Raw genomic sequence first — 23,065 nt, forward strand, 5'->3', positions numbered from 1 at the left:
GAAAACCTCGACTCACGCTAGGCCGCCACGCCCCCGGTGACCCGGTGCGATAGCCAGACGGTATGGATCTACTCCTCGGTCGCGAGGTAGCCCACGACGCCCCGGAGCTTGTCGACCGGGATCCCGCCCTTGCGCAGCACGCGGGGCACCGAGGTGGTCAGGTCGAGGATGGTCGACGGGGTGTTGTCGTTGCACGGCCCGGCGTCGAGGTAGACGGCCACCGACTGGCCCAGCTGCTCCTCGGCCTCGGCCGCCGTGGTGGCGGGCGGGTTGCCCGAGCGGTTGGCGCTGGAGACGGCCATCGGGCCGGTCTCCTTGAGCAGGTCGAGGGCCACCTGGTGGAGCGGCATGCGGATGGCCACGGTGCCCTTGGTCTCGCCGAGGTCCCACTTGAGCGAGCGGTTGGCCTTGAAGACGAGCGTCAGCGGGCCCGGCCAGAACGCGTCGATGAGGTCCTGGCCGTGGGTGCCGAGCGACTCGACCAGCGCCCCGGCGGCCCGGACGGTGCCGACGAGGACGGGCACCGGCATGTCGGGGCCGCGGCCCTTCGCGGTCAGCAGGGCCCGCACGGCCGAGGGCGTGAAGGCGTCGGCGCCGATGCCGTAGACGGTGTCGGTCGGGAGGACGATCAGGTCGCCGGCTCTGATGACCGACGCGGCGTCGATGAGGCCCGACTCGCGCTCGCCGGGGTTGGAACAGAGGTATCGGCGGGTCATGTGATCTCCCTTGTCACTCCAGGCCGAACTTGGCCGTCACGAAGCGGTCGCGGCCGGTCAGATCCTGACGCAGGCGGGCGTCGCGCCAGCCGTTGCTCTCAGGGAACAACCAGTAGACCGCGTTGCCCTGCTCGTCGGCGTGCTCCACCGCGACCAGGCCACCGGGGCGCAGGAGCCGGCGGGCCGTGGCCTCGACCGCCCGGACCTCGCCCAGGCCGTCGTCGCCCGAACCGTAGAGGGCACGGCGAGGATCGTAGTCGCGCACCTCGGGGTCGCGCGGCACCGCCCCCGGCGGGATGTAGGGCGGGTTGCTGATGACCAGGTCGACCTGGCCTTCGAGCTCGGGCAGGCAGTCGGCCAGGTCCTCCGGGTGGAGGGAGGTGCGGCCCTGGCCGTGTTCGAGGATGTTGCGCTTGGCCCAGCGGTAGGCGGCCGGGTCGATCTCCACGGCGTGCACCTGCGCGAGCGCGACCTCCTGGGCGATCGACAACGCGATCGCGCCCGATCCGGTGCCGAGGTCGACCACGATCGGGGAGGCGACGTCCATCTCGTTGAGGCGGTCGATGGCCCAGCCGACCACGACCTCGGTCTCCGGCCGGGGGATGAACACCCCGGGGCCGACCTCGAGCGACAGGTAGCGGAAGAAGGCGCGGCCGGTGATGTGCTGCAGCGGCTCGCGCGACTCCCTCCTGGAGACCCCCTCCCAGAAGAGGGCGTCGAACTCGGAGTCCTTCACCGTGTGGAGGGTGCCGCGGGTCACGCCGTGGACGAACGCCGCGATCTCCTCGGCGTCGGCGCGCGGCGACGGCACACCTGCCTCGGCGAGCCGGGCGGTGGCCAGCGCTATCTCGTCCAGGAGGAAGGTCATGGGCTCAGGTCGCGGCGGCGGCGAGCTTCTCTGCCAGTTCGGCGTCGAGCAGGGCCTGGATCACCGCGTCGAGGTCGCCGTCGAGCACCTGGTCGAGGTTGTAGGCCTTGAACCCGACCCGGTGGTCGGAGATGCGGTTCTCGGGGTAGTTGTAGGTGCGCACCCGCTCGGACCGGTCCACGGTGCGGACCTGCGACTTGCGCTCGGCCATCGCCGCGGCGTTGGCCTCCTCCTCGGCGATGGCCTGCAGCCGGGCCCGGAGGATGCGCATCGCCGACTCCTTGTTCTGGAGCTGGCTCTTCTCGTTCTGGCACGACACCACGACGCCGGTCGGGATGTGGGTGATGCGCACCGCCGAGTCGGTCGTGTTGACGCTCTGGCCGCCGGGACCGCTGGAGCGGTAGACGTCGATCCGCAGGTCGTTGGGGTCGATCTGGACGTCGACCTCCTCGGCCTCGGGGTAGACGAGCACCCCGGCGGCGGAGGTGTGGATGCGCCCCTGCGACTCGGTCGCGGGCACCCGCTGCACCCGGTGGACGCCGCCCTCGAACTTGAGCCGCCCCCAGGCGCCTTCGCGCCCCTTGATGGCGACCGTGACGTCCTTGTAGCCGCCGAGATCCGAATGCTGGGCGTCGATGATCTCGGTCTTGTAGCCGACGCGTTCGGCGTACCGCAGATACATGCGGAGCAGGTCGCCGGCGAACAACATGGACTCCTGGCCGCCTTCGCCGGCCTTGATCTCCATGATGATGTCTTTGTCGTCGTTGGGGTCGCGGGGCACCAGCAGGTGGCGCAGCCGCTCCTCCAGCGCGGGGACGCGGGCCTCCAGCTCGGCCGCCTCCTCGGCGAACGAGGGGTCTTCGCCGGCGAGTTCGCGGGCCGCCTTGATGTCGTCGCGCACCTGGCCGAGCTCGCGGTAGGTGCCGACGATCGGCGTGAGCTGGGCGTAACGCTTCCCGAACTGCCTGGCCTTCGCCTGGTCGGCGTGCACCGCCGGGTCGGCGAGCTTCAGCTCGAGATCGGCGTATTCGCTGATGAGCTCGTCGAGGTTCACCGCGCGTCCCCTCCTGCTGGTCGAATCGAGTAGGCCCTTTCACCACGAACGCCGACCCGGGCGCGCCCCCTGCGAGAGAAGGACGGTTCCGAGCCGGCGTCTGGGAAGGAGCTACTTGCCCGCGGCCTTCTTGCCGAACCGGGCCTCGAAGCGCGCCACACGGCCGCCCGTGTCGAGGATCTTCTGCTTGCCCGTGTAGAACGGGTGGCACGCCGAGCAGACGTCGGCGTGAATCGCGCCGTTCTTGGCGGTGCTGCGCGTGGTGAACGTGTTACCGCACGAACACGTCACATTGGTGACGACGTACGTGGGGTGGATGTCGGCCTTCATACCTTTTTCCTCTCCGGGGCGCGGTCGCCGGATCGCCTCTGTCAGCCTGGATACCAGGGGGGCGGGAACCGGAACCGCAACGGTTCGGCTACCAGTGTGCCAGATCGGAGAACCGTCCCAGGCCATGGCGCATTCCCGAGGTCGTCGCCGAACGATGCCTGGGAAGTCCGTGAGAAGGTCACCGCGCATGTGGACTGGTCACAGGGGCCCCACTAGGCTCGCCCTGCTCAAACCCGAGCTTTTCCCTCAAAATTACCTTAGTTAGGGGATTCGATGAGGAAAGGCCTGCGACTGCTCATTGCAGGCGCCAGCGGGGTGGCACTCTTCGCCAGCGGTGTGGCCATCGCCGCCTCCCCCGCTTCAGCTGTGACCGTCACGGTGACGAACGGTGTCGTCAACGACACCTTCATCCCGCCGGTCTCCCAGGACACCATGTCGTTCTCGTTCGATCTGGCCGGCGCCTATCACGAGAAGTTCGGCGACTCCTGGTCTCCCAAGTACAAGATCTGGGCGCGGGTCACCCCCGACTACAACCCCGGCGCCGGAGTCACGGTGAACTGGCGCACCGCCAGCGTCACCCAGCTCGCCAAGGTCACCACCCAGCCCGGCGCGACCTCGCGGGTCACCGGCAGCTTCACCGTGCAGAACAACGACAAGCCCGGTGACCGCTGGAGGCTGCAGATCTCGGCCGAGCCGATCGCCGCGCCGACCCAGGCGTCTCCGTCGCCTTCTCCCACCGCGACGGCCGCGCCGGACACCTGGCAGGAAGTGAAGACCTTCACGGTCACCCCGGCCACCCGGGTCTCCAACGTCGGCATCGACCCGAACCCCGTCGTGCTCAAGGGCGCGACCGACGTCGGCTTCAGCGCGACGATCGAGAAGTTCGGCGGCGAGACGCTCAAGCAGGTGCGCGCGCTGCACCCGTCGAGCGGCGAGTACTACTCGCTCGGCACCTCGCTCGAGGGCGACGACAAGAGCTACTACAACTTCGTGACCATGGGCACCGACGCTCCGGCCGGTGACTGGCAGATCAAGTTCACGATCTCGCGTGGCACGAAGACCTACGCCTTCACCAAGGGCTTCAAGGTCAGCAAGACCTCCGCCCCGGCGGCGAAGGCCAAGTCGAAGATCACGATGTCCATCGCACCCACCAAGGTGAAGAAGGGCAAGTCGATCAAGATCTACGGCAAGGTCTACCGCGGCGTTAAGTCGTGGGGCGTCTGGAAGAAGAAGGTCCTCAAGCTGTACTTCAAGAAGAAGGGCACCAAGAGCTGGAAGTTCGTCGGCTACGTGGGTGCCAACAACTCCGGCAAGTACAGCAAGACGGTCAAGCCCAAGTACGACGGCTGGTACCGGATGGCGGCGACCTCGACGTCGGCCACGAAGTCCTCGTACTCGCCGTACAAGCTCGTCGACGTTCGCTGATCCTGTACGGCTTGCGCCACCAACCCCTGGCGCAAGCCGTACAGGCGACGAATGGGCTCATGTGTGCACACGTGGGCCCATGTCACGTTATTCTCACAAGCTCTATTTTCTCCCAATACTCACTCATGTAAGGGGCCTTACATGCGCAAGAGCCTGCGGCTCATGGTTGCGGCCGCCACGGGGGCGGTGCTCTTCGCCACCGGCGGGATCGTCGCCGCCTCGCCCGCTTTCGCCGCCGGGTCCGTGTCGGCGACCGGTACCGACTTCGCGGACCTGTTCATCCCGCCGAGCGGGAGTGACAAGATCACCTTCAAGATCAAGGCCACCGACGTCTACGCGGCGCCGGACAAGCCCGGCAAGATCCACGTGCAGTTCCTGAAGCCGGACGAGGCGGAGTCGGGGACGCCCCACGCGGGCACCGCGGCGGACATCCCGAACTCGACGGCCACCCCCGCCCCCACCGGCGACGTCACCGTCGCGGCCTCCATCCCGCTCTCGGCGAGCGACAAGCCGGGCACCTGGAAGTACCGCACGGCCTTCACCGCGAACGGCGTGACGGCCGCACCGACCTTCACGAACCCCTGGCAGTCGATCACCGTCGCCACGGCGACCCGGGTGACCTCGGCGAACGTCGACCCCGACCCGGTCGTGCTGAAGAAGAGCGAAGAGGTCGACGTCTTCGCCAACTTCAAGCTTGAGAAGTACGGCGACGAGAAGGTCACCAACGTCCGCTACGAGCACTCCTCGGGCGACTACTACACGCTGCCCACCGGCCTGGAGGCCGACGACAGCTACCACGGCTCGGCCTCCTTCGACTACCAGGCCCCCGCGGGCTCCTGGCAGCTGAAGGTCACCGTCACGCGTGGCTCGAAGACCTACAGCTTCGTCAAGGGCTTCTCGGTCAAGGGCGCCTCCGCGGCGGCCAAGGCCAAGTCGAAGATCACGATCGCCGTCTCGCCCGCGAAGGTGAAGAAGGGCAAGACGGTCAAGATCTACGGCAAGGTCTACCGCGGCACCAGCAAGTGGGGCGCGTGGTCCAAGAAGATCCTCAAGCTCTACTTCAAGAAGAAGGGCACCAAGACCTGGAAGTTCGTCGGCTACGTGGGCGCCAACTCGACGGGCAAGTACAGCAAGACCGTCAAGCCCAAGTACGACGGCTACTGGCGTCTCCAGGCGACCAGCACCAGCGCGACCAACTCGTCGCTGTCGCCGTACAAGCTGGTCGACGTCCGCTGACGTCCTCCGGCTGAACCAAGGCTTCTACGAGAAGGGGCGTCCCGCACGGGGCGCCCCTTCTCCGTACCTGCCCGAAGGGCCGGGATCGCCTCAGGGTCAGCGCGGACACGGGTCAGCTGAGCGGTGCCTGACCTCTTGACGAATCGCGAGCCGTTTCCACAGGGAGTGGGCGGGCTGGGCGGAAACGTCGGTCCTGGCGGCGAAACTGGCGTGGCTCCCGGGTGGGCGGGCTCACGAGCGGCCGCCCAAGAGGATCACCGAAGCGATCGACATGTCGCCGACGAGCTGACCAGGCCGGCGACAGCCTTTCCACAGGGCCTGGCCATGTCCTGCCAAACGTCAGTCGTGCGGACAAGACTGATCCGAACCCGGGTGGGCGGGCCGACGCGGACCGGACTACAAGCGGCCGACATATGCGCGCATCGCCTCGATCGCCACACATGACCGCATCCGTCGCGAAGGCCGAACTCCAAGCCCGCCAAGTCCCCACGCGTCCCTATTGCCTCTTCGCGCCAACCTTCTCCGCCGTTTCGGCGCGCACCCCGCGCGACCGGTTGGCGCCGGATGCGGTGAGGAAGGGGGCGGTGGGCGGTGCCGGGGTGGGCGGAGCCGTAACGGATGGAAGGATTTTCAGGGCCGGTGCCCGAGATAGGCCAGAACTGCGAGAACGCGCCGGTGGTCGTCGGGCGCCGGGTCGAGGGCGAGCTTCAGGAAGATGCTGGAGATGTGTTTCTCCACCGCGCCCTCCGAGACGACCAGGCGGGCCGCGATGGCGCTGTTGGAGCGGCCTTCGGCCATGAGGGCCAGGACCTCGGTCTCGCGGCCGGTCAGGCGTTCGTGGGGCAGCCGGCGGCGGCCCAGAAGCTGGACCACCACGTCGGGGTCGATCACCGCGCCGCCGGAGGCGACCCTCCTCACCGCGTCGAGGAACTCGGCCACTTCGGCCACCCGCTCCTTCAGCAGGTAGCCGACGGCCTGCGCGCCGGCGCCGAGGAGGTCGGTGGCGTAGCGCTCCTCGACATACTGCGACAACACCAGGATCGGGAAGCCGGGGCGCCGCGACCGGATCTCCAGGGCGGCGCGCAGGCCCTCATCGGTGTGGGAGGGGGGCATGCGCACGTCGACGACGGCCAGGTCAGGGTTGTGTACGTCGACCGCCTCCACCAGCGACGGGCCGTCGCCCACCGCGGCGACGGTCTCGATGCCGCCGTCGGCCAGGAGCCGGGACAGGCCCTCGCGCAGCAGCACCGAGTCTTCGGCGATCACGACACGCATGCCGTCACCATACGCAGGGCAGCTCGGCCCTGATGAGCGTGGGACCGCCGGGCGGGCTGTCGACGGTGAGGACGCCGTCGATGGTGGCCGCCCGGTCGGCCAGGCCGTTGAGGCCCCCACCTGGGCGGACGACGGCTCCCCCGACGCCGTTGTCGGCGATCGCGACGACGACCCTGTCGGCCGCTCTGCTCACTTTCACCTTCGCCTCGGTGGCCTCCGAGTATTTGGCCATGTTGGTGAGGGCCTCCGCCACGACGAAGTAGGCGATGCTCTCGACGGCGGCCGGGGGGCGATCGGTGATCTCGACGGTGACCTCGACCCGCACGGGGGCGCGGGCGGCCAGGGACGAGAGGGCGGCGTCCAGGCCCCTGTCGGTGAGGATGGCCGGGTAGATGCCTCTGGCCAGGTCTCTGAGCTCGGCTATCGCCGCCTTCGCGCCCGCCGCCGCGCTCTCGACCAGGATTCTGGCCTGTACGGGGTCGTCGTCGAACTTGGCCTGGGCGCGGCCCAGATCGAGGGCGACCGACAGGAGGCGTTGCTGGGCGCCGTCGTGGAGGTCGCGTTCGATGCGGCGGCGTTCGGCCTCGGCGGCGTTCACGCCCCTGGCGCGGCTGGCCCTCAGATCCTCGTTACGGGCCAGGAGCAGCGTGCGGTCATCAGTGCCCAGGAGCGCCCGCGCCACCCAGCCGTGGGCCAGTGCGGCGCCTCTGAGGGCGTACAGGGACGCGACCAGGGAGACCACGCCGACCAGCATGACCAGCACGGCCTCCGGGACGGTGGACACCTCGACGAACCAGGCCGTCATCGTGCGGTCGGTCAGAACGATCGGCAACGGGAGGGCGAGGAGCTCCAGGCCCAGCGACCACAGGCCGAAGACGACGAAGAACTCCAGCAGGCCCAGGGGGCAGAGCAGCAGGACGTAGCCGAGGTCCTTCCAGGTGGCCGGGTCGACGAAGAGCCACCGCAGGTGGGCGTAGAGGCCGCCGTCGGGGCGGGGGCGGTAGGGGTCGGGGATGTCGACGCCGAGCGTCCAGCGCACGAACCGGCGCTCCGCGAAGGCGACGGCCCGCCAGAGCAGGATCAGCACCGCCAGCATGGGCAGCCCGACCCAGATCAGGACCAGGACCAGCGAGAGCGGCAACGCCAGGCCCAGGCCGACGAAACAGGCGGTGCCCACGGCGGGGGCGACGATGAAATAGGGCGCCGCCTTCCATGTGACCGGGTCGACGGCGATGCCCAGGGGGCCCCACGGGCCGAAGGGGACCCTGTCCCGCAACCTTCGCTCCATGCGTCGAGGATGCCAAAGCGCAGGCTGCCGGGGGTATGGAGCGAACGGGGTGGGGCTAACCCCCCGATTTGCCCCTGATGTCAGACATGACCGCGACGGATATGTTTGCCTGAGCCTGCCGACGATGCGCTCTCACAACCACCGGCATCTCCATATCCGGGATCCCCGCCCACCAGAGCGCGCGACGAGAACCTCCACACTGCGCTTCCAGGGCGACTTGAGACCTTCTCGCCCTTCTTCGCCGCTCTCCGCGGGTCGACAATCAATGCGGGCCGGCAGCCGGGCGAGCGGAGAAGACGCGTGATGGTGACTGATCGTTCACGTGGCCGGGTGGGGCGCCGACCTGGGCTGTTACTCGGACTGCCGATCGGGGTGATGGCCGTGGCCGCGTGTCTGCCCGTTCTCGGCGATCCCCTGCCGCGGCCCGTGGGGCTCGGGGTGGCCGACGACGGGCGGGTCCGGGTTGTGGTCGCCTTGTGTTCAGGTGAACGGATCGCGTCGGTGACGGTGCACGACCGGGAGACTCAGCTGCCGGTGTGGAAGGTGTCGCAGCCGTCGGGAGCCGTCAGCGTGATCACGGTGGGCGATTCGCGGGGGTTCGCCAAGGTCGACATACCGATGGCGGACGCCATGCCGCAGAACTTCGATGTAACGGTGGAGCTGGCAGGTGGGCACTCGTTCGGGTCCGCCGACTCCGTCGACGAAGTGCGCCGGACCGGAGCGCATACGGGCGTCTTCATGGATGCCGATCGGAACACCGTCACCGAGGACGAGTTCCGGGAGCAGGTGGCCGGCGAATACTGCTGATCGGCGCATTCGTCGGCCGTTGCGGTGCGGCCGGGCGCGGCCGGTTGGCGCCGGTTGCGGCGGGATTCGACGGCGGCGGGCGGGGCAGGGTGGGCGAGAGCCGTAACGGAGGCAAGAAAAAGACCCCGGACGGCGTCCGGGGTCTTTCGCCGTGTGAGCTTCAGGCCAAGAGCTAGTCGCGGTCGTTGCTGACGGTGGTCTTCTGGACCTGCATCAGGAACTCGACGTTGCTCTTGGTCTCCTTCATCTTCTCCAGGAGGAGCTCCAGGGCCTGCTGCATGTCGAGTGCGTGGAGCACCCGGCGCAGCTTCCAGATGACCTGGAGTTCGTCCTTGCCCATGAGGATCTCTTCCTTGCGGGTGCCGGACGCGTCGACGTCGACCGCGGGGAAGATGCGCTTGTCGGCCAGGGAGCGGTTGAGCTTGAGCTCCATGTTGCCGGTGCCCTTGAACTCCTCGAAGATGACCTCGTCCATCTTCGAGCCGGTCTCGACCAGGGCGGTCGCGAGGATCGTCAGCGAGCCGCCGTTCTCGATGTTGCGGGCGGCGCCGAAGAAGCGCTTGGGCGGGTAGAGGGCCGTGGAGTCGACACCACCCGACAGGATGCGGCCCGACGCGGGGGCGGCCAGGTTGTAGGCGCGGCCCAGGCGGGTGATCGAGTCGAGCAGGACGACCACGTCGTGGCCCAGCTCCACGAGGCGCTTGGCGCGCTCGATGGCCAGCTCGGCGACGGTGGTGTGGTCTTCGGCCGGGCGGTCGAAGGTCGAGTGGATGACCTCGCCCTTGACCGACCGCTGCATGTCGGTGACCTCTTCCGGACGCTCGTCGACAAGGACGACCATCAGGTGGCACTCGGGGTTGTTGCGGGTGATCGCGTTGGCGATGGCCTGGAGGACCATCGTCTTACCGGCCTTCGGCGGCGACACGATCAGGCCGCGCTGGCCCTTGCCGATCGGGCTGACCAGGTCGATGATCCGCGTGGTCATGATGTTGGGCTCGGTCTCCAGCCGCAGGCGCTCCTGCGGGTAGAGGGGCGTGAGCTTGTTGAAGTCGGGGCGCTGGCGGGCCTGCTCGGGCTCCATGCCGTTGACGGTGTCGAGGCGGACCAGCGCGTTGAACTTCTCGCGGCGCTCGCCGTCGCGCGGCTGGCGGACGGCGCCGGTGATGACGTCGCCCTTGCGCAAACCGTTGCGGCGGATCTGGGCCAGCGAGACGTAGACGTCGTTGGCGCCGGGCAGGTAGCCGCTGGTGCGGACGAACGCGTAGTTGTCGAGGATGTCGAGGATGCCGGCGATCGGGATCAGGACGTCGTCGTCGCTGACCACGGGCTCGCTGGCGTCGCCGAAACGGTCGCGGCCGCGGCGGTTGCGCTCGCGGAAGCGGCCACGACGGCCGCGCGGGTCGTCGTCCTGCGGGCCGCCCTGGCCGGGACCGCCCTGGTTCTGGCCCTGGTCCTGCCGGGTGTCCTGCTGGCGGTCCTGGCGGTTGTCCTGGCGGTCGTTGCGGCCCCCACGGTCGCCACGCTCGTTGCGGTCGCCACGGTCCTGGCGGTCCTGGCGGTCCTGGCGGTCACCGCGCTCGGCGCGGTCCTGACGGTCGCCGCGCTCCTGGCGGTCGCCCCGGTCGCCGCGCTCACGGCGCTCGCCGCGCTCCCCGCGGCCACGGCGCTCGCGGCGGTCGCCGCGCTGCTCACGGCCTTCGGACGGGGCCTCGGACTGCTCCACGACGGTCGGGGTCGTCTGCACCGTAGGCTCGAGGGATGCCGGCGGGGCGGATTCGACACGCTCTGCGGGAGCCTCGGCCGGGGCCTCGGCGGGCGCCGCGGCGGCGGCGCGGGAGGAACGTTCCCGACGGGCTCGGGCGGGCCGCTCAGCCGGGGCGGCTTCCGCCTTGGGCTCGCTCTTGGGCTCGGGCTTGCTCTCCGCGGCGGGCTGCGCCGCCGCCCCCTGCTTCTCCTGGATGGCCGCGATGAGCTGGCTCTTCCGCATACGGCCGGTGCCGCTGATGCCGAGACCGGAGGCCATCGCCTGCAGTTCGGGGAGCACCATGGCCGACAGGCCGGTGCCGGAGCGGCGACGGCGCGCGGTCGTGGGGGCGTCGCCGACCGGTGCGTCGGCGAGGAGTTCGGTGGTGTCGCTCAACTAAGGGTCCTTCCCAGGGGTCGGGCGCCGGACTGTCTGATTCCGCCGTCCCGGTTATGCGACCCGGCGGGACAGACCGGGTCGGGCTTCGTGGATCTCGTGCGGTCGAGCCGGGTGCCGAGAATCACGAGCGGCACGCTTCCAGGGGAGACCCCCTGGGATGCCACGACCGACCAGATGTCGAGGTGGCTCGAACGCGCATGTCTCCGAACACGCCACCCCCTGCCGCGTCGGCGGATGGAGGAGGTGAGTTCAGGGAAATCGCCACGGCGGCTTCGGCTGTGCGAGGAACCGCGATGTACGAATGACAAGCACGCACCCAACACGGGGGCACCTGGTGCGGCTATCAGCCTAACATCACCGGCGCACACAGCTATTCCCTGAAGGTCGAAGAGGCATCAGCGTGTCTCGGGAAACTGAACGGTCGCACCGGAAGGGTCGACGTTCAGTGGCTGGATTTGCCAGTCGATACCCACTTCGGGCTCGATCAAATCCTGCGTATCCGGCGTGGAAAACGCAAGAACCGTGGGACCCGCTCCCGAAACGACCGCGGGGACCCCTTTCGACCGCAGACGTTCTACCAGATCGGCGGTCCGCGGCATGGCGGGCGCGCGGTATCGCTGGTGGAGACGGTCTTCGGTGGCGGCCAGCAGCACCGAACTGTCCGGCTCCCCGGTCAGCGCGGCGACGAGCAGCGCGGCCCGGCCCGCGTTCGCGGCGGCGTCGGAATGCGGGACCTGATCCGGGAGAAGCCCGCGTGCCTCTTCTGTGGACAACCGGAACGGGGGTATCAGGACCACCGGCCGGATGCCGGCGTGGGGAACGAGCCTGCGCACCCCGGAGTCCCAGGAGATCGTCAGCCCGCCGCGCAGGCAGGGCGCGACGTTGTCGGGGTGGCCCTCGATGGCGGTGGCCAGCGCGAGGGTCTTGTCGTCGTCGAAGACGGCGCCCGACAGCCGCTCGGCCAGCGCGCGGGCGGCCAGGATGCCGGCCACGATCGCGGCCGACGACGAGCCCAGGCCGCGCGCGTGGGGGATCCGGTTGACGCAGGTCAGCCGAATCCCCTCGGGCTGCGCGACGCCGATCTCGTCGAAGGTGCGGCGCATCGTCCGCACGATCAGGTGCCCCTCGCCGGTGTCGACCTCCCCGGCTCCCTCGCCTTCGACCTCGACGGCCGTCGGGTGACCCCCGATCGAGGCCGTCACCTCGTCGTGGAGGTCGAGGGCCAGGCCGAGGGTGTCGAATCCGGGGCCGAGGTTGGCGCTGGTCGCCGGTGTGCGCACCAGAACGGTCAAAGGGTGCTCCCGCAGATCAGGCGAGTTCGAGTGCGGCCGCCGCCGCGTAGGCGTCGATCGGGATGGTCACGGGCGCGGGACCACCGAGATCTGCCGTCACGACAGGGTGGGTCTTTCGCATTCCGCGCCTCATGCCAGTTCCAGTGCGGCCGCCGCCGCGTAGGCGTCGATCGGGATGGTCACGGGCGCGGGAGCGCCCGAGATCGCCCAATCGGGGTCTTTCAACCCGTTGCCGGTGACCGTGCAGACCACGCGCTGGCCGGGCTGGAGCAGGCCCTGCTCGTGGGCCTGGAGCAGGCCGGCGACGCTGGCGGCCGAGGCGAGCTCGACGAACACGCCCTCGCCCTGGGCCAGCAGCTTGTAGGCGGCGGCGATCTGGCGGTCGGTGACGGCCTGGATCACGCCGCCCGACTCGTCGCGGGCCGCCTCGGCGAGCTTCCACGACGCCGGGTTGCCGATGCGGATGGCGGTGGCGATGGTGTGGGGGTGGGTGACCGGGGAGCCGTTGACGATCGGCGCCGAGCCGCTGGCCTGGAAGCCGAACATCTTCGGCGGCTTCGCGGCGTATTCCTGGTAGCCCATCCAGTAGGCGGAGATGTTGCCCGCGTTGCCGACCGGGATGCAGTGGACGTCGGGCGCGGCGCCCAGGGCGTCAACGATCTCGAAGGCGGCCGTCTTCTGGCCCTGGAGGCGGTGCGGGTTCACCGAGTTGACCAGCGCGATCGGGTAGTTCTCTGCGAGCTTCTTGGTCATCTCGAGGCAGTCGTCGAAGGACCCCTCGACCTGGAGCAGCTTCGCGCCGTGGACGAGCGCCTGGGCCAGCTTGCCCATCGCGATCTTGCCGCGCGGCACGAGGACGGCGCAGGTGAGCCCGGCGCGCACGGCGTAGGCCGCCGCCGAGGCCGAGGTGTTGCCGGTGGAGGCGCAGATGACGGCCTGGGCGCCCTCTTCGACGGCCTTGCTGATGGCCACGGTCATGCCGCGGTCTTTGAAGCTGCCCGTCGGGTTGAGACCCTCGACCTTGAGGTACACCTCGCAGCCGACCAGCGCGGAGACCTTCGGCGCCGGCACCAGCGGCGTGCCGCCTTCGAGAAGGGTGACCACGGGCGTCGTCGCGCTCACGGGAAGCCGGTCGCGGTATTCCTCGATGAGTCCACGCCAAACCCTGGACATGCGGATCCTCCATGTCACCTGCGTTATCGGGCACCGAGTCTACGGGCAAACGTTCGAGATCCGGGATTCGGCGTCCGCCAGGTGGGACGACCACCCGAATACGGGGTAGCGCGCCCTTTTTGTCCGCCTAATACGCTCTCAGGAATCTGCCAGGGAGGTTGACTATTGTCGATCACCGTTCCGCAGCAGACCGGCGTACGCGTGAAGGAGATGGCATCGTGACGGGCACCGCCGCCCGGCCCCGGATCCGCCACAACGACTACTCGCCGCTGTCGCCGCCGGAGGCCGGCCACTGGGCGCCGCGCCTCCCGGTCAGCGTGGTCATCCCGGCCCACGGCAACCAGCCGCTCGTCGACCTCACCCTGGCCGCCCTGTCGGCGCAGACCTATCCCGCCCATCTGACCGAGGTCGTCGTGGTCGACGACGGCAGCCTGCCGCCGTTGCGGCTGCCGAGAATTCGGCCGGAGAACACCCGGGTCATCCGCTCGGGGCCCGGCGGCTGGGGGCCCGCGTTCGCGCTGAACGCCGGAATCGCCGTCACCGAGGGCACGGTCGTGCAGCGGCTCGACGCCGACATGGTCGTCTACCGCGACCACCTGGAACGGCTGCTGCGCTGGCACCACCTGACCGACTACCTGGTCACGATCGGCGCCAAGGTCTTCGTCGAGCCGCCCGTGCTCACCCCCGAGCAGGTCGCCGAGGCGGTGGCCGCCGAACGGATCGGCGAGCTGATCGACCTGTCGGCGGCGACGCCGAGCAGCACCGAGCGCACCATCCTGCGGCTCGACGGCATGAAGAAGAGCCGCAACCCCTACCACGTCGTCACCGGCCCGACCCTGTCGCTGCACCGCACCCTGCTGGAGGCGGTCGGCGGGCTCGACGCCGAGGTGCACCGGGGCGAGGACACCGAGTTCGCCTACCGGCTGGCCCAGGGCGGCGCGGTGTTCGTGCCCGACCTGTCGGCGAAGGCCGTCCACATGGGGGTGCCGGCCCAGAAGCGCAACCGGGCGGCCATCGTGAAGGCCGTCGAGCCCTATCACGCGCAGCGCATCCCGCTCCGCCGTGACCTGCGCAAACAGCGGGGGCGTACGTGGCACACGCCGTACGTCGAAGTGGTGTTCGACGTGTCGAAGGCGAGCGAGCGGGAGGTGCGCGACGCCGTCGAGTCGGCGCTGACCGGGTCGATCACCGACGTGCGGGTGCTGCTCGTCGGGCCGTGGTCGTCGATCAGGACGGGGCGCGGCGAGGCCATGGCGGGCCAGGAGTTCGAGCTGCGGCTGATCAGCGAGAGCATGCGCGGCGACCCCCGGGTCCACCTGGCCGACACGGCCCCGGCGACGGCCTTCCCCGTCCCGTTCCGCTACCGCGGGTCGGTGCACGCGCCGCTCGCCTTCGAAACCCTCGAACGCATGACACGGACGATGACAGACGGCCGGCTGGGCGTCCTGGTGACCGAATCCCCCGCCGGGACCGAGGCCGTGATGGAACGCACCGAAGCGGTTTCGCGCGCCCTGCTGCTGGCCGGTCCACGCGAAACCCCCCACGATGTCATCCGCCAGACACACGGGGTCAGGCGGACTCCTCCCGCGGTCTTCTGGCCCGGTCCCGATCCCGGCTCCGACGTGCCCCAGGAGAAGCGGCGAGGGCTAGGGTTGTTTCGCCGTTTGACGTCATGACATGTCGATTCAACGGCAAGATTTCAGCATTCCCGCCAACGAATCATGAGAGATCTTCCAATAGAATCCCGATCCATTCCTTGTTGACACGGAGGCTGACAAAAGATGCCCACGCTCCGCCGTCTGGCGATGCTCGGCGCAGCAGCCGGAACGGTCGTCCTGGCCGCGCTCGCCGCCCTCGTCCTGATGGGCGCGCTTCCCGTGGCCGACGCCCTGTCGCTGGTGCTGTCGGGGGCGTGCCTGGCCGCGCTGGCGCTGGTGCTGTTCAGCGTGCGGCGGCTCGACGGCAAGACCCAGCGGATCGACACCCGCGTGAAGAAGCTCGAGACCAACCTCGCCCGCGTCACCGACACGCTGGGCACGGTCTCCGCTGAGCTGGCCGAGGCCTCCCGGCTGCTGGCCGAGGGCGCGGCCCGCCGTGACGACGACCTGCGCGCGGTGCTGGCCGCCCTCGGCGAAGACCGCGTCAACGCGATGTTCCTGCGCAACGAGGTCGAGGCAGAAATCAAGGAGATCCGCCGCATCACCGGGGCGCCGCCCCGGGTGAGGACCGATGTGGGCGAGCGTTGACGGCACGGGTCAGGCACAACGACTGGAGCTCCCTGCGTCCGGCGCCGCTGGGCGCGTGGACCCCGCGCCTGTCCGTCAGCGTCGTCATCCCGGCCTACCAGTGTCAGGACGCCCTTGACCGCACCCTCGCCGCGCTGGCGGCGCAGAGCTACCCGGCCGACCTGACCGAGGTCGTCGTCGCCGACGACGGCAGCACGCCCGCGCTGAGGCTCCCGCCGCTGGCGCCCCACCGGACCAGGATCGTCCGGGTGCCCGCCGGTTCGTGGGGACGCGGGGCCGCCCGGCAGACCGGGGCCTCGGCCGCCTCCGGCGACGTGATCCACTGGCTCGACGCCGACATGCTGCTCGACCGTGAGCACGTCGAGGCCCACATGCGCTGGCACCACCTGGCCGAATACCTGGTCGTGCACGGCACGATCCGGTTCGTCTCCGCCGAGCACCCCTCCCCCGGCCACGTCTACGCCGAGGTCGCCGCCGGGCGGTCGGCCAACCTGTTCCCGGGGGCGGACGTCCACCCTCATGTGTGGCTGGAGAAGACGCTCGCCGAGACGCGGCACCTGCGCGACGCGCGGTCGAACCCGTCGCGGCTGCACTCCGGCGCCACCACCTCGGTGCGGGCGGCCATGCTGGCGCGGGCGGGCGGCGTCGACGTGACGATGAACATGGGCGAGGACACCGAGCTCGGTTATCGGCTGACCCAGGCCGGGGCCGTGTTCATCCCCGACGCCGAAGCGCTGAGCTGGCACGTCGGCAAGTCGACCGTGATGCTCCGGGAGAAGGAGGTGCACCGGCACAACTGGACCCTGTTCGCCGACCGCATCCCCGACCTCCGCTGGTTGCGCACCCATCCACGGCGGGTCTACTCGGTCCCGTACGTCGAGGTGGTCGTCGCCGCCACCACCTACGAGGAGACCCGGGGGACCGTCGACAGCGCCTTGGCCGGGACGATCCACGACCTCTCGGTCACCATCGAGGGCCCCTGGCAGGAGCTGCCCACCGGCCGCCGGGCCTCGCTCGACGAGCCGATGCTCGACCTGCGGCTGCTCGGCAACCTCTACGCCGGCGAACCCCGCGTGAACCGCGTGGTGCGGGCCCCCTACCGGCTGACCCTCCCGGCGGGCTGGTCGCTCGGCGCCGACAGCGTGGCCCGGCTGGTCAAGCTCGCCGAGACGCAGGGCCACGGGCTGGTCTGCGCCGCCCTCGCCGAGACCCACGACGGCGTGGCGACGGCCCGGCTGGAGCGGACGGCCGCCTACAACCGGGCCCGGCTGTTCCCCGGCGAGGACCCCGACGACGTGGTCGACGAGCTGTTCGGCGCCCACTGGGTCGACGGGGGCGAGTTCGGCATCGTGCCGCTGGCGGAGGCCGAGCCGATCAAGGGCGACGCGCAGACCTGGCGGGCCCTGGCCGAGAAGCACAAGGCCGAGGCGCGCAAGCACCGGGCCGAGGCCGAACGGTGGAAGGCGGAGGCCGCGAAGCTCGCCGCCCAGCCGCCGGCCAAGCGGCGATGGAGGGGCCGATGACGACCTACCGGATCGGCTTCGACGAGGGCGACGACGACCTCGACGGCGATCTCCACCTCGATCCGGAGGCCGAGGTCGCCGAGGTGACGGTGGTCGCCAAGACCCCGACCGACCTGCGCCGGGCGATGACGCTGCAGGCGGCGCTGCCCAGGGCGGCGAAGGTGTCGGTGGTGGTCGCCGAGGCGCCCCACTGGTTCACCGCGCCGAACCCCTCGCTCACCCCGGCCCACCGGTGGCGGGCGCTGACCGAGGTCCGCACGTTCAAGAAGGGCGCCGGCTGGCAGGTCGACGTCACCTTCAACGCCCCGACGCCCTCGGGCCGGGTGGTGGCGGCCGTGGCCCGCGCGTTCGCCGGGAACCGGCTGGAGGCCGGCGCCTCGCCGGTGCCGGTGCTGGCCGGTCCGGGCGCGGCCCACTGGCGGCCGGGCGACCCCAACGCGGCCCTGGCCGACCCGGCGGGCCCGGTGCCGATCCGCATCGGCGCGCCCGCCGGTGACCTGGTGGTGCGCACCGACGCGTCGGCCCCCTGGGCCGGCGACGCCGTGGTCGTCGACCGGCCGGGCTCGCCGAGCTGGGAGGAGATCGGGCGTCCCGGCGGCGAGCGGCTGCTGGCGGCCGGGCTGACCGATCCCGCGCTGGTGCCGCCCGTCGACGACCGGTCGGTCAATCCGATCGGGTTCGTCAGCGTGCCGACGCAGGGGGTCGGGGAGCTCACCGTCGCCGACGACGCCTGGGTGATCCGGTACGACGGCGCGGTGCTCACCCGGATCGCGCGGTCGGGCGCGGTGACGGTCGTGGACGTCAACCGGGTCCGCAAGCTGCGCGGCGTCACGATCGACTGGCGGCGCGCCCACACGCTGGGCAGCACGGGCCCGCTGACCGCCGTCAGGATCGTGGCCGGGCTGGCCGCGGCCGGGGTGCCGCTGACGTGCGACCACGTCCCGGCGTGGGCGGGGGCGCTCGGCCCGGGGCTGGTCGCCCTGCTGGGCGACGCCCCGGAGGGCGTGCTCGACGACGACCTGACCCGCGAGGAGCACAGCATCCGGCTGCGGCGGCGGGCGCTGCGCGACCACGGGGTGAAGGAGCGCTGGGCACGGCTCGGCGCGGTCGGGTCGTATCTGCCGACCACCTCGATCCTGCTGGCCACGCGGCGGCCCGACCAGGTGGCCTTCGCCCTCGAACAGGCCGGACGCCAGCGCGAGGCCGACCTCGAAGTCGTGCTGGCGCTGCACGGCGTGCCCCGCGAGCACCCCGGGGTCGCCGCGGCGATCGAGAAGTTCGACCGGCCGCTGACGGTCTACCAGGCGCCGCACGCCCAGACCTTCGGGTCGGTGCTGAACGCCGCCGCCGAACGGGCCTCCGGCTCGATGCTGCTGAAGATGGACGACGACGACTGGTACGGCCCCGACTTCCTGGCCGACCTGCTGCTCGCCCACTCCTACAGCGGCGCCGACGTGATGGGCACCTCGCCGGAGTTCGTCTATCTGGCTGCCATCGACGTGACCGTCCACCACCAGCAGATCACCGAACAGGTCACCAACTTCATCGCCGGCGGGACGATCCTGGCGACCCGCTCGGCCTTCGACGCGGTGGGCGGCTTCCGCCCGCTGCCCCGATCGGTCGACACCCAGTTCCAGCACGCCGTCCAGGCCGCCGGGGGGACGATCTACCGAGGTCACGGCCTCGGCTACATCCTGCGGCGGGGCAAGGCCACCGAGCACACCTGGCGGGAGCCGATCGGCACCTTCCTCAAACGCAACAAGCGGCAGTGGCGCGGGTTCCGGCCCAACGCCCTGATGGAGCTCCCGGGAGGCAGGTCATGACGGCTCGCGTGCCCCGCAACGACTACGGCGTGCTGGTGCCGCCGTGTGCCGGCTCCTGGCGACCCGGCAAGACCGTGTCGGTCGTCATCCCGGCCCGCGACTGCCAGCCGAAACTCGACCTGACGCTGGCCGCGCTGGCCGCGCAGGACTACCCGGCCCACCTCATGGAGGTGATCGTCGTCAACGACGGCGGCCCTCTCTCGGTGCCGCCGGGGGTGCGGCTGGTGCCCAACGAGGGCTGGGGCATCGCGTGGGCGGTCCGCACCGGGTTCGGCCACGCCACCGGCGAGGTCGTGTTGCGGCTCGACGCCGACGTGGTGCCCTCGCGCGGCCACGTCAGCGCCCACATGCGGTGGCACCACGCGGCCGACTACCTGGTGGTGCTGGGCTCGCTCCGGTTCACCACGTCGGAGTCCGACCTGCCGCCGGCGGCGGAGCTGGCCCAGGCCGTCCGCGAGGGGCGGGAGGGCGCCCTGTTCGAGGAGTGCGAGGGCCACGCCTGGTGGCACAAGCTCGTCGACGAGCACGACGGCCTCCGGAAGGCCCCCAGCCCGGTGCTGCACCGCCTCCACGTCGGGGCCAGCGTCTCCCAGCACCACGCCCTGTGGACGCAGGCCGGCGGCATCGACACCTCGCTCGTGCTGGCCGAGGACACCGACCTCGGCTACCGGCTCACCCAGGCGGGCGCGGTGTTCGTGCCCGAGCTCGACGCGCCGGCCTGGCATCTCGGCCGGTCGACGCTGATGCGGCGGCAGCCCGAGGTCAAGCGCTACAACGCACCGTTCGTGGCCGACCGCATCCCCTACCGGCGGTTCCTGCGCACCGAGGGCGGCCGCCAGTGGCTGGTGCCCTACGTCGACGTGGTCGTCGACACCCGGGGCGCGAGCTACGAGAACGTGCGCGGCACGGCCGACGCGGCGCTGGTCAGCACGCTGCCCGACGTGCGGGTGACCCTGGTGGGCGACTGGCCCGACCTGCACGACGGGCGGCGCTCGGCCTTCGACGACCCGAGGCTCGACGCCCGGCTGATCAAGGGCGGCTACGAGCACGACGGCCGGGTCCGCCTCGTCGAAGACCCCGGCCCGACGTCGGCGCCGGCCCCCTTCCGGCTGGTCTGCCCGCCCGGCTGGACGGTCGCCGCCGAGACCCTGGCCACCCTGATCGCCAAGGCCGACACGGCCGACCTCGGGCTGCTGCACATCGCGCTGACCGAGACCCACGAAGGCATCGTCACCGCCCGGCTCGAACGCACGTCCGCCGTCGCCCGCGCCCATCACGTCATCAAGGACGGCGAGGAGTTCGACGACGTCGTCCACGAGCTGTACGGCTCCGAATGGCTCGACGGCGAGGAGCTGGGGTTCGGCGTGGTCGACACCCGGGTCAAGCCGCCCATCGTGAGCCGGAACACCGAGGCGGCCCACTGGCGGGCCCTGGCCATCGACCGCAAGATCGCCGCCGGGCGGCTGGAGAAGCAGGTCCACGCGCTGGAACGGCAGGTCGCCGCCCTGGAGAAGAAGGCCGCCAAGAGCACCGCCGACACGGCGCGCTGGCGGGCCAAGGCGGAGAACTGGCGGGTGCAGACGGTGCGGTTGCAACGGAGCGGCGAGCGCACGGTGTTCAAGCGCGCGTTGCGCAAGGCCCGGCGGCTGCTGGGCTGATGACCCTCACGGTGAGTCGCGGCCTCCCGGTGCGGGCGGCCGCTCGTGGTCATGGCCCCTGGGTCGGCCTGATCGTCCTGCTCGCGGCCGCCGGATACGGCCTCGTCGGCTACCTGGAGCTGCGCGGCATGCGGGCCGGGGTGCTCGACCTCGCGATCTTCGACCAGGGGGTGCGGAGCTACTCGGAGTTCCGGCTGCCCGAGTCGGTGACCAAGGAGTATCTCGACGGCTTCCACGACGAGGGCTTCTCGCTGCTGGGCGACCACTGGTCGCCGATCCTGGCGCTGCTCGCGCCGCTCTACTGGCTCAACGACGGCCCGTTGTCACTGCTCGTCGCGCAGGGGGTGCTGTTCGCGCTGGCCGTGCCGCCGCTGTGGATGTTCACCCGCCGCCGCCTCGGCGCCGCCGCCGCGTATCCGGTGTCGGTCGCGTACGTCGTCTGCTGGCCGGTCGCCCAGGCCGTCGAGTTCGACTTCCACGAGGTGGCGTTCGCGCCGCCGCTGATCGCGTGGATGGTCGAGCGGCACGACGCCGGCCGCATCCGCGCCGCGCTGGTCATGGGCGGCCTGCTGCTGCTCACCAAAGAGGACATGGGCCTGGTCGTCGCCGGGTTCGGGCTCTACCTGGCGGCCCGGGGCCGGTGGAGGGCCGGGGCCCTGCTGGTCGTGGGCGGGGTGGCGGCCGTGCTGGTGGCGACCAAGGTGCTCATCCCGTTCTTCGGCGGCCGCGACGGCTTCTACTGGCGTTACGAGGACCTGGGCGACGGGCCGTTCGCGGCGCTGGTCCACGTGTTGACGCATCCGCTGCAGACGCTGGCCCTATTGGGCAGCCCGCCGGAGAAGCTCGTCACGATGGGCTGGTTGCTGCTGATGGTGCTGGGGGCGTGCCTGCTGTCGCCGATGGCGCTGCTGTCGCTGCCGCTGCTGGCCGAGCGCATGTTGTCGTCGTATCCCCACTGGTGGGGGGTGGAGTTCCACTACAACGCGTTCCTGGCGATCCCGCTGTTCCTGGCCGCCGTCGACGGGATCGCCCGGTTCGGGCCCCGGGTGAGGGCGACGTGGGCGGCCGGGGTGCTGGTGACCGGGCTGGTCACGGCGCCGATGTTCGCGTACGGGACGATCCTGACGACCGAACTGGGCCCCGAGCCGGCCTATGTGGCGGTCGCCCGCAGGGCGGTCGCGGCGGTGCCGCCGGGGCCGATGGTCGCGGCGGCGCTGCCGGTGGGGGCGAGCCTGACGGCGCGCAACCCGGTCATCCTGTGGCAGCCGGAACCCGACTACGAGAACCCGCCGTGGATCGTGGCCTTCACCCGCTGGAAGACCACGCCGTTCGACCGCGTCGAAGACCAGGTGGCCGAGGTGGCGCGGCTCCGCTCCACGGGCTACGTGACGGTCTTCGACGAGGGCGGTTTCGTCGTCCTGCGCAGGTCCTAGAACTCTTCCCAGGTCGACTTGTCGGGGACCGGTCGGGACTTCCCGCCGATGACGTCTTCGAGGGGGCGGACCGTCGTGCCGTGCTTCTTGCGGGCGTCGAGCCAGGTCAGGAAGTCGTCGAGCACCTTCTCGGTGGTCGAGTAGTCGCCGCAGACGCGGGCGCAGACCTTGTGGACCACCACCGGGAGCAGCCCCCCGCCGGCCCGTTCGGCCGCGACGACCTGCTTCTTGAGGTCGTTGAGGGTGGTGTCGTAGTTGACCGAGCCGTGGGTGCGGATCGAGTAGAGCATCGCGGGCCGCATCGACTCGACCGGCGCGCAGTAGTCGCACGGGCTGACGGCCAGGCCGCCGACGGTGCGGGCGGCGTTGTAGCCGCAGAAGCGGGCGGCGTGCTGGGAGTCGCCGTTGTTCGCGCCGAAGGGGTAGGCGAACGTGGTGACCGGGATCTTGAGCTTGAGGAGGGCGGCCCGGTCGGCGCAGATGTCGACCCGCTGGTCGATGGCGGTCAGGTCGGTCAGCCGCACGTGGTGGAGGGTGTGTCCGCCGATCTTGTGGCCCTGCCGGGCGAGCGCGCGGACCTGGCCGACGCTGAGTTTTCCCTTGGTGTTCAGGTCGCCGCTGTTGATGTAGAACGTTCCGCGCACACCGTGTGAATCAAGGATCTTCGCGGCGGTGAAGTGGGTGGCGTCCCCGTCGTCGAAACCGAGCGCGACGACCGTCTTGACCTTGGCTTTCGGGCGGGCGGCCTGCGCGGGCACGGTGACCAGCAGCATCG

At 70.6% G+C, this 23,065-nt stretch carries 19 protein-coding genes; 9 read left to right on the plus strand and 10 right to left on the minus strand.

Annotation, left to right across the window (positions count from 1 at the left end):
* Positions 1-68 precede the first annotated feature (68 nt).
* The 4 genes from QSK34_RS30720 to rpmE form a co-directional block, all read right to left on the minus strand.
* Positions 69-716: an L-threonylcarbamoyladenylate synthase gene (locus tag QSK34_RS30720; protein ID WP_030451005.1), complete on the minus strand. Its 648-nt coding sequence runs from the start codon at positions 714-716 to the stop codon at positions 69-71.
* A 13-nt stretch (positions 717-729) separates the two neighbouring features.
* Positions 730-1,584 (minus strand): peptide chain release factor N(5)-glutamine methyltransferase, encoded by an 855-nt coding sequence (prmC, locus tag QSK34_RS30725; RefSeq protein WP_030451006.1) that lies wholly within the window; start codon positions 1,582-1,584, stop codon positions 730-732.
* A gap of 4 nt (positions 1,585-1,588) precedes the next feature.
* On the minus strand, positions 1,589-2,638 hold the full coding sequence (prfA, locus tag QSK34_RS30730) for a peptide chain release factor 1 (protein ID WP_030451007.1): 1,050 nt from the start codon (positions 2,636-2,638) through the stop codon (positions 1,589-1,591).
* Positions 2,639-2,749: 111 nt separating this feature from the next.
* The gene (gene rpmE / locus QSK34_RS30735; protein WP_030451008.1) at positions 2,750-2,968 is read right to left on the minus strand and encodes a 50S ribosomal protein L31; all 219 of its coding nucleotides are present in this window, start codon (positions 2,966-2,968) and stop codon (positions 2,750-2,752) included.
* Between the two features lie 366 nt (positions 2,969-3,334).
* On the opposite strand from rpmE, the gene QSK34_RS30740 reads away from it, so the two are divergent.
* Together QSK34_RS30740 and QSK34_RS30745 are read left to right on the plus strand one after the other, a co-directional pair.
* On the plus strand, positions 3,335-4,393 hold the full coding sequence (locus QSK34_RS30740; RefSeq protein ID WP_285589193.1) for a hypothetical protein: 1,059 nt from the start codon (positions 3,335-3,337) through the stop codon (positions 4,391-4,393).
* Between the two features lie 141 nt (positions 4,394-4,534).
* Positions 4,535-5,629: a hypothetical protein gene (locus tag QSK34_RS30745; protein WP_285589195.1), complete on the plus strand. Its 1,095-nt coding sequence runs from the start codon at positions 4,535-4,537 to the stop codon at positions 5,627-5,629.
* Between the two features lie 630 nt (positions 5,630-6,259).
* On the opposite strand, the gene QSK34_RS30750 is transcribed toward QSK34_RS30745, so the two are convergent.
* Both QSK34_RS30750 and QSK34_RS30755 read right to left on the minus strand, forming a co-directional pair.
* Entirely contained in the window at positions 6,260-6,904 is a 645-nt protein-coding gene (locus QSK34_RS30750; protein WP_161481383.1) for a response regulator transcription factor, read from the minus strand.
* Between the two features lie 4 nt (positions 6,905-6,908).
* Positions 6,909-8,192 (minus strand): sensor histidine kinase, encoded by a 1,284-nt coding sequence (locus QSK34_RS30755; protein ID WP_285589198.1) that lies wholly within the window; start codon positions 8,190-8,192, stop codon positions 6,909-6,911.
* 381 nt (positions 8,193-8,573) lie between these two features.
* On the opposite strand from QSK34_RS30755, the gene QSK34_RS30760 reads away from it, so the two are divergent.
* Positions 8,574-8,999 (plus strand): hypothetical protein, encoded by a 426-nt coding sequence (locus QSK34_RS30760; protein WP_285589200.1) that lies wholly within the window; start codon positions 8,574-8,576, stop codon positions 8,997-8,999.
* A 172-nt stretch (positions 9,000-9,171) separates the two neighbouring features.
* On the opposite strand, the gene rho is transcribed toward QSK34_RS30760, so the two are convergent.
* The 3 genes from rho to thrC all read right to left on the minus strand — a co-directional run bounded on the left by rho (position 9,172) and on the right by thrC (position 13,607).
* The gene (gene rho, locus QSK34_RS30765; protein ID WP_285589202.1) at positions 9,172-11,139 is read right to left on the minus strand and encodes a transcription termination factor Rho; all 1,968 of its coding nucleotides are present in this window, start codon (positions 11,137-11,139) and stop codon (positions 9,172-9,174) included.
* 398 nt (positions 11,140-11,537) lie between these two features.
* Positions 11,538-12,434: a homoserine kinase gene (gene thrB, locus QSK34_RS30770; RefSeq protein ID WP_285589207.1), complete on the minus strand. Its 897-nt coding sequence runs from the start codon at positions 12,432-12,434 to the stop codon at positions 11,538-11,540.
* A gap of 129 nt (positions 12,435-12,563) precedes the next feature.
* Positions 12,564-13,607 carry a threonine synthase gene (gene thrC, locus QSK34_RS30775; protein WP_161481387.1) on the minus strand — a complete coding sequence of 348 codons (1,044 nt, stop codon included), beginning with the start codon at positions 13,605-13,607 and terminating at the stop codon, positions 12,564-12,566.
* A 218-nt stretch (positions 13,608-13,825) separates the two neighbouring features.
* Between thrC and QSK34_RS30780 the strand changes: the two genes are divergently transcribed.
* The 6 genes from QSK34_RS30780 (at position 13,826) to QSK34_RS30805 (ending at position 22,290) form a co-directional block, all read left to right on the plus strand.
* Positions 13,826-15,283, plus strand: coding sequence for a glycosyltransferase family 2 protein (locus tag QSK34_RS30780; protein ID WP_285589209.1), 1,458 nt, complete (start codon positions 13,826-13,828; stop codon positions 15,281-15,283).
* Positions 15,284-15,388: 105 nt separating this feature from the next.
* The gene (locus tag QSK34_RS30785; protein WP_161481389.1) at positions 15,389-15,853 is read left to right on the plus strand and encodes a hypothetical protein; all 465 of its coding nucleotides are present in this window, start codon (positions 15,389-15,391) and stop codon (positions 15,851-15,853) included.
* The gene (locus QSK34_RS30790; RefSeq protein WP_285589211.1) at positions 15,850-17,376 is read left to right on the plus strand and encodes a glycosyltransferase family 2 protein; all 1,527 of its coding nucleotides are present in this window, start codon (positions 15,850-15,852) and stop codon (positions 17,374-17,376) included. The genes QSK34_RS30785 and QSK34_RS30790 overlap by 4 nt, the downstream gene beginning before the upstream one ends.
* On the plus strand, positions 17,373-19,199 hold the full coding sequence (locus QSK34_RS30795) for a glycosyltransferase family 2 protein (RefSeq protein ID WP_285589213.1): 1,827 nt from the start codon (positions 17,373-17,375) through the stop codon (positions 19,197-19,199). Before QSK34_RS30790 ends, QSK34_RS30795 begins: the two co-directional genes overlap by 4 nt.
* The gene (locus QSK34_RS30800) at positions 19,196-20,857 is read left to right on the plus strand and encodes a glycosyltransferase (RefSeq protein WP_285589215.1); all 1,662 of its coding nucleotides are present in this window, start codon (positions 19,196-19,198) and stop codon (positions 20,855-20,857) included. Before QSK34_RS30795 ends, QSK34_RS30800 begins: the two co-directional genes overlap by 4 nt.
* Positions 20,857-22,290, plus strand: coding sequence for a DUF2079 domain-containing protein (locus QSK34_RS30805; protein WP_285589217.1), 1,434 nt, complete (start codon positions 20,857-20,859; stop codon positions 22,288-22,290). Before QSK34_RS30800 ends, QSK34_RS30805 begins: the two co-directional genes overlap by 1 nt.
* Here QSK34_RS30805 and QSK34_RS30810 read toward each other — a convergent pair.
* On the minus strand, positions 22,287-23,063 hold the full coding sequence (locus QSK34_RS30810; protein ID WP_285589220.1) for a polysaccharide deacetylase family protein: 777 nt from the start codon (positions 23,061-23,063) through the stop codon (positions 22,287-22,289). The genes QSK34_RS30805 and QSK34_RS30810 overlap by 4 nt on opposite strands.
* Between the last annotated feature and the right edge of the window lie 2 nt (positions 23,064-23,065).

The organism is Herbidospora sp. NBRC 101105, assembly GCF_030269205.1.
GTDB classification, from domain to species: domain Bacteria; phylum Actinomycetota; class Actinomycetes; order Streptosporangiales; family Streptosporangiaceae; genus Herbidospora; species Herbidospora solisilvae.